Annotated in this window: 8 protein-coding genes; 4 read left to right on the top strand and 4 right to left on the bottom strand. The window is 71.1% G+C overall.

The window, feature by feature from the left end; all coding sequences use genetic code 11:
- Positions 1 to 186: hypothetical protein (locus tag GT042_RS38160; RefSeq protein ID WP_202532699.1), on the bottom strand; the 186-nt coding region annotated here is incomplete at its 3' end.
- A 139-nt stretch (positions 187 to 325) separates the two neighbouring features.
- On the opposite strand from GT042_RS38160, the gene GT042_RS12830 reads away from it, so the two are divergent.
- Together GT042_RS12830 and GT042_RS12825 are read left to right on the top strand one after the other, a co-directional pair.
- A complete protein-coding gene (locus GT042_RS12830) occupies positions 326 to 715 on the top strand; it encodes a DUF6479 family protein (protein WP_161308833.1) in 390 nt (129 codons plus the stop codon).
- A gap of 35 nt (positions 716 to 750) precedes the next feature.
- On the top strand, positions 751 to 1,992 hold the full coding sequence (locus tag GT042_RS12825) for an aromatic acid exporter family protein (protein WP_161308832.1): 1,242 nt from the start codon (positions 751 to 753) through the stop codon (positions 1,990 to 1,992).
- Positions 1,993 to 2,082: 90 nt separating this feature from the next.
- Here the strand turns inward: GT042_RS12825 and GT042_RS39030 are convergent, their stop codons facing one another.
- A complete protein-coding gene (locus GT042_RS39030) occupies positions 2,083 to 2,493 on the bottom strand; it encodes a hypothetical protein (protein WP_237530751.1) in 411 nt (136 codons plus the stop codon).
- A gap of 1 nt (position 2,494) precedes the next feature.
- Between GT042_RS39030 and GT042_RS12820 the strand changes: the two genes are divergently transcribed.
- The gene (locus GT042_RS12820; RefSeq protein WP_237530750.1) at positions 2,495 to 3,019 is read left to right on the top strand and encodes an LAETG motif-containing sortase-dependent surface protein; all 525 of its coding nucleotides are present in this window, start codon (positions 2,495 to 2,497) and stop codon (positions 3,017 to 3,019) included.
- Between the two features lie 364 nt (positions 3,020 to 3,383).
- Here the strand turns inward: GT042_RS12820 and GT042_RS12815 are convergent, their stop codons facing one another.
- The gene (locus tag GT042_RS12815; RefSeq protein WP_161308830.1) at positions 3,384 to 3,914 is read right to left on the bottom strand and encodes a DUF6328 family protein; all 531 of its coding nucleotides are present in this window, start codon (positions 3,912 to 3,914) and stop codon (positions 3,384 to 3,386) included.
- A gap of 137 nt (positions 3,915 to 4,051) precedes the next feature.
- On the opposite strand from GT042_RS12815, the gene GT042_RS12810 reads away from it, so the two are divergent.
- Positions 4,052 to 5,119 carry a PHP domain-containing protein gene (locus tag GT042_RS12810; protein ID WP_161308829.1) on the top strand — a complete coding sequence of 356 codons (1,068 nt, stop codon included), beginning with the start codon at positions 4,052 to 4,054 and terminating at the stop codon, positions 5,117 to 5,119.
- 67 nt (positions 5,120 to 5,186) lie between these two features.
- Here the strand turns inward: GT042_RS12810 and GT042_RS12805 are convergent.
- Positions 5,187 to 5,475 (bottom strand): HAD hydrolase-like protein (locus tag GT042_RS12805; RefSeq protein WP_161308828.1); only part of this gene is annotated, 289 nt, incomplete at its 5' end.

Here is a 5,475-nt window from a genome sequence, read left to right as displayed (position 1 = left end):
GGCGGCGAGGGCCGCGGCGGCGCCGAGCAGCGCGGCGGAGCCGCCGACCGCCCACTCCAGGGGCTCGACGGGGCCGATGAGCATCAGCCAGAGCACGAGCAGGCCGCCCCACCAGAGGGTCAACTCCGCGACGAGCACGATCCCGCGCGCCATGGAGCTCACCTCCGCACCCTGCTGCTCCGGCATCCGGCCATGAAAGCACCGGAGGAGGTCAGGGCCGGGAAGGCGCTGGGGCGTGTCCGGAATTCGTTCCTCCGGGTGAAGAATGCGCGGCCTCCGGCCGATCGCCCGTCTGACGTCACCGACATGGGGTACGCGGATGACCATGAACCCACCGAACACGCACCACGCGAGCCCTGTCCACGCCGGTGATCTTGTCGACCTGGCGGCCAGCGGGGTCGGAACGAAGGTCATCGCGTTTGTGGTGGGCCTGATCGTCGTGATCATCCTTCTGGGCGGTTTCTGGTACGGGGCGCGACTGCGCTCCCGGATGGGGCCGCCGCCGAAGCCCTCGGAGCAGCCGGTGAAGCCGGACCACCAGACCCACATCGAGGAGAACACCGAGTCCTCCGACCGGTTCCCCGGCAACGGTGAGCGGCTCTACCCGCATCAGCTGGGCGGTCACGGCGAGGAGGCCTACCGGCCGCCGGCCGAGGACGGGCCGGAGTCCGGCGACACGGGCCGGCGCCGCGGCGAGGAGCCGCCGCGCAGCTGAGTACGCCCCCCTCCCCGGCCGGAAAGTGACACCGCGTGCCTGATGTCCGGAACACCGTGAGGGCGCCGGTCGCGGAACTGGTGAAGCGGCGGCGCGAGCCGGCCGTCGCCCAGACCCTGCGCTCGACCGTCGCCGCCACGATCGCCTATGTCGTCGCCCTGCGCCTGAGCAACGAGGCCGCGCCGCTCACCGCGCCGCTGACCGCCCTGCTCGTCGTACAGGTCACCCTGTTCTCCACTCTGACCACCGGGGTCCGCAGAGTGAACTCCGTGGTGGCCGGGGTGCTGGTCGCCATCGGTTTCAGCGCGCTGGTCGGACTGACGTGGTGGAGTCTCGGGCTGATCATCCTGGCCTCGCTGGTGGTGGGACGTATCGTCCGGGCCGGCGAGTTCGTGCCGGAGGTCGCGATCAGCGCCATGCTGGTGCTCGGGGTGACCCAGGTGGCGAACACCGCCTGGGACCGGGTGCTGGACACGCTGATCGGGGCGGTGGTGGGGCTGCTGTTCAACGTCCTGTTCGTACCGCCGGTGTGGGTCGCCAGCGCGGGAGAGTCCCTGGAGGGCCTGGCCCGCCGGCTGCGCCAACTGCTCCTGGGCATCGGGGAAGGACTGACGGAGCCGACGCCGGTCGCGCGGGCCGCGGGCAGGCTCCACGAGGCGCGCCGCCTCGACCACGACATCAGCGAGGTGGACGCGGCGCTGCGCCAGGCCGAGGACAGCCTCCGGCTCAATCCCCGCGTCAAGGAGGGGCTGCTCAACCGGGTGGTGCTCCGTACCGGACTCGACACGCTGGAGATCTGCACGGTCGTCCTGCGGGTGCTGGCCAGGACCATGACCGACCTGGCCAAGAACCGTACGGAGGAACCGCTGTTCACCTCCGACGTGGGGTTCGCGCTCCAGGAGCTGCTCGGCCATGTCGCGGACGCCGTCGTCAGCTTCGCCGTCCTGGTGACCACCCAGGTGAGCGAGAGCGCGGAGATGGCGGAGAACCGGCTGGCGGAGGATCTCTCGGCGGCGGCCACGAGCCGGGAGCACCTGGCGCAGCTTTTGCTGACAGGGGTTCAGCGGCACCCCCGCCAGTGGCAGCTCCACGGCGCCCTCCTGACGGAGATCGATCGGATCCTGGACGAACTGGACATGCAGAACCGGTCCCAGAGGTTGATGGAGGAGCTGGACCGCGCGTCGCGGGAGCAGCGGGAGCGGCATCCGCGACTCGCCGCGGCGCGTCAGTGGGTCAGGGACAACACGCCGCGGTCGTGGCGCACAAATCGGTCCTAATCCGAACAACGGCAAACCGGCGCGGCTTTGTTGACGAAATCTTTACTTAAACTCCCAAGGATCACCGTTATTTGAGGGAAGGGAAGCACCTCAGCCGGACGGTGGATCCTTGTGGTCATGGGCTTCATCAGGGGTAACGACGCGAATATGCCAGCCGGTCGCGACGGCGGGATGTTTAATCGCTTCGCTCGGCGTGAAGTGGCCGCCGACGGCCCTTATGGGCCCCATACACCCTTCTCCCTCCCGCACGAGGCGTGCGGAGGCCGAGAGTTGGGTGGGGCGGTTGAGAACCTCCGGGTTGATGGCGGTACTGTGCGCGCGCGCCGTCAATATGGACGGCGCGGTTATCGCGGAGGATTCTGTGACTGTATTCAACAGATCGTTGAGGCGCCCCGGCGCACTCATAGCGGTCGCGGCAGCGAGTGTGCTGGGAGTCGGTCTCTCGGCCGGCACGGCCGCCGCGCACACGCCGAACTGGACCGTTTCCTGCTCGTCGGTCACCGTGGACCTGAAGGCTTACGGCCACGGTGACAACCCCGTCAACGAGGTGTCCCTCACCGCGGACGGCGCGTCGCTCATCAGCGAGAAGTTCGGCGACAAGTTCAACAAGACGCTGGAAATCGCCAAGCACTCCAAGCCGGTCGAGCTCCACCTCGTGGTGAAGGCCGCGGACGGCGACCAGTACAACGTCGACCAGACCAAGACCTCCGAGGTCTGCCCCGGCGACGAGGAGCCCACCCCGACGCCGACTCCGACGAAGACGCCGGAGACCACGCCGCCGGTCACGGAGACCCCTTCGGGTACTCCGACCACGCCCGGCACGTCGACCCCGACCCCGACCGAGGAGCCCACCAGCTCTTCGCCGGCGGCCGTTCCGTCGTCGCAGCCGAGCCCGGCCGGTGACAACCTCGCCGAGACCGGTTCCTCCAGCTCCACGCCCATCATCGCGGGCGCGGCCGCTGTTGTCCTGGTCGCCGGTGCGGGCATCATGTGGGCCGCTCGCAAGCGTCGTACCGCTCAGGGCTGATCCAGCGCTCCACCGCACCACCATGCGGCCGGCACCGGATCAGCCATGACCCGGCCCGCTCTGCCCCTGTCGCCATGCCGGACGTCGTCCAGAACTTCCACCGCCACCATCCGGCGGCCTGGACGGTGACCATCCCGGCCATGAGGCATGGAGCCCACGGCAGCGCCCCCTCCGGGCGCGTCGGCCGGGCTCCGTACGGCAGGGGCCGCGCGTGTCGTCCCGCCCCCGGGCGATGACGACGAGGTCCGGTCAGGGCCGCAGTGTGAGACCCCGCAGCGTCCTCCGCTCGCGGGGTCTCATCATGTCCGGGCCCGGCCGGGCCCGCCCGGGCCGGCCGGGCCCGGGCCGCTCCTCCTCGGATCCGTCAGGAGTCCCGCTCCGACCCGTGCCGGTGGCTCGCCCAGAGCGGCAGCACGAACCAGCACAGCAGGTACCAGGCGACGATCCCCGACACGATCCACGGAACGAAGTGGTTGTGCGTCGCCACCCGGAGGATCAGCAACAGCGCGGACACCAGCGTGGCGAGCAGCAGGCACAGGCCGGTGACGGTCAGTCTGGACGCCCATGTCACCGCACGGGGCTTCATACGGCGGCCGGAGACGACCCGGTGGAAGGCGACCGGCCCTATCAGCGCGCCGGTCGCCGCCGCGCCGAGGACGACGGTGACCAGGTAGATGTTCTTGTCCGCCCCGGCGAGCGTGGCGAAGCGCGGGGTGAAGACCACGGTCAGCAGGAACCCGAACATGATCTGCACGCCGGTCTGCGCGACCCGTACTTCCTGGATCAGTTCGGACCACTGACGGTCCGCCCGTTCGTTCGCCGTCTCCTCGCGCCCGTCCTCGTACACATCCACATCGGCTTCCGTCGCCGCCTTTTCTTCCGCTGTCGAAGTCATGCGCCCTCCCCTGTCACGTGCGTCCTGTAGTGCGTGTCCGGCTACCCCCTGCCGACGCGGACAGACCCGCGCGAGATGCACGTCATGGGGTCCGCACGGAGAATGGGCGGCAGGCGGACCGACCAGTGGGGGTGCGCATGGATCCGGTGGAGGCTCTCGACAGGATCGCCTTTCTGCTGGAGCGCTCGCGGGCGGAGACGTACCGCGTCAAGGCGTTCCGTACGGCGTCCGCCGCCGTGGCGGGCCTCGCTCCCGACGAGGTGGCCCGGCGCGCCGCCGCCGGCACGTTGTCCCGGGTGCCGGGCATCGGGCCCAAGACGGCCCAGGTCGTCGAGGCGGCGGTGGCCGGAGCCGTACCCGACTATCTGCGCGGTCTGGAGGAGACGGCAGGGGGGCCGCTCGCCGAGCGCGGCCAGGAGTTGCGTGCCGCGCTGCGCGGCGACTGCCACCTCCACTCGGACTGGTCGGACGGCGGCAGCCCCATCGAGCTGATGGGCCGTACGGCCGCCGCGCTCGGGCACGAGTGGGCCGTCCTCACCGACCACTCGCCGCGGCTGACCGTCGCGCGGGGCCTGTCACCGGAACGGCTGCGTGAACAGCTCGACGTGATCGACCGGCTGAACGCGGGCTGGGCGCCGTTCCGGCTGCTCACGGGCATCGAGTGCGACATCCTGCCCGACGGCTCCCTGGACCAGGAACCGGAGCTGCTCGAACGGCTGGACCTGGTCGTGGCGTCCGTGCATTCCAAGCTGCGGATGGAGTCGGCGCCGATGACCCGGCGCATGGTCGCCGCCGTCCGCAATCCGCTGACGGACGTCCTCGGGCACTGCACCGGACGGCTGTTGACGGGGCGTGAGCGCCGCAGGAGCAGGGACGGCGGTACGGGCGGGAGCCGACCGGAGTCGGAGTTCGACGCGGCGGCCGTGTTCGCCGCCTGCGCCGAGTCGGGCACGGCGGTGGAGATCAACAGCAGGCCGGAGCGGCTCGATCCGCCCCGGCGGCTGCTGCGCGAGGCGGTCGCGGCCGGGGTCTTCTTCGCCGTCGACACCGACGCCCACGCGCCCGGACAGCTCGACTGGCAACTCCTGGGCTGTGCGCGGGCCGAGGAGTGCGGCGTACCGGCCGGCCGGGTGGTCAACACCTGGACGGCCGAGCAGCTGCGGGAGTGGACCCGCACGCGCGAGGCGCCGACGCCCGGCGGCTGAGACCGGACTCGTACCGCACGGCCGGTACCGGGCTCGTACGACGCCGCCCTTCGGCCGGTCCCGGCCGTCAGCGTTCTTCGAGGTCCGCGAAGAGTCCGGTGTCGAGGTTGGCCAGCACGTCGAGCGGGTTGACGAAGACCGCCTCGGCCCCGCCCGCCTGGAGCGCGGCGCGCGGAACTCCGCCGGTCAGGACGGCGAGCGGGCGCACGCCCGCCTTCGTCGCGGCCTCCATGTCCCAGACGGTGTCCCCCACGAACAGCGCGCGGTCCGCGGGCACCCCGGCCAGGTCCAGCGCCCTGAGCACCGGGTCGGGCCCGGGCTTCCCGGCGGCCACGTCGTCCGCGCTCGCCACCCCC

Origin of the sequence: Streptomyces sp. SID3212 (assembly GCF_009865405.1) — a bacterium.
In the GTDB taxonomy this organism is placed as follows: domain Bacteria; phylum Actinomycetota; class Actinomycetes; order Streptomycetales; family Streptomycetaceae; genus Streptomyces.
Note: the sequence above shows the minus strand (reverse complement) of the source record. Positions and strands in the feature narration are given on the sequence as shown.

What these genes read in the sequence shown, in the direction of transcription:
- GT042_RS12810 (WP_161308829.1), top strand. Translation starts at nt 4,052, where the DNA reads ATGGATCCGGTGGAGGCTCTCGACAGGATCGCCTTTCTGCTGGAGCGC.
- GT042_RS12815 (WP_161308830.1), bottom strand. Translation starts at nt 3,914, where the DNA reads ATGACTTCGACAGCGGAAGAAAAGGCGGCGACGGAAGCCGATGTGGAT.
- GT042_RS12830 (WP_161308833.1), top strand. Translation starts at nt 326, where the DNA reads ATGAACCCACCGAACACGCACCACGCGAGCCCTGTCCACGCCGGTGAT.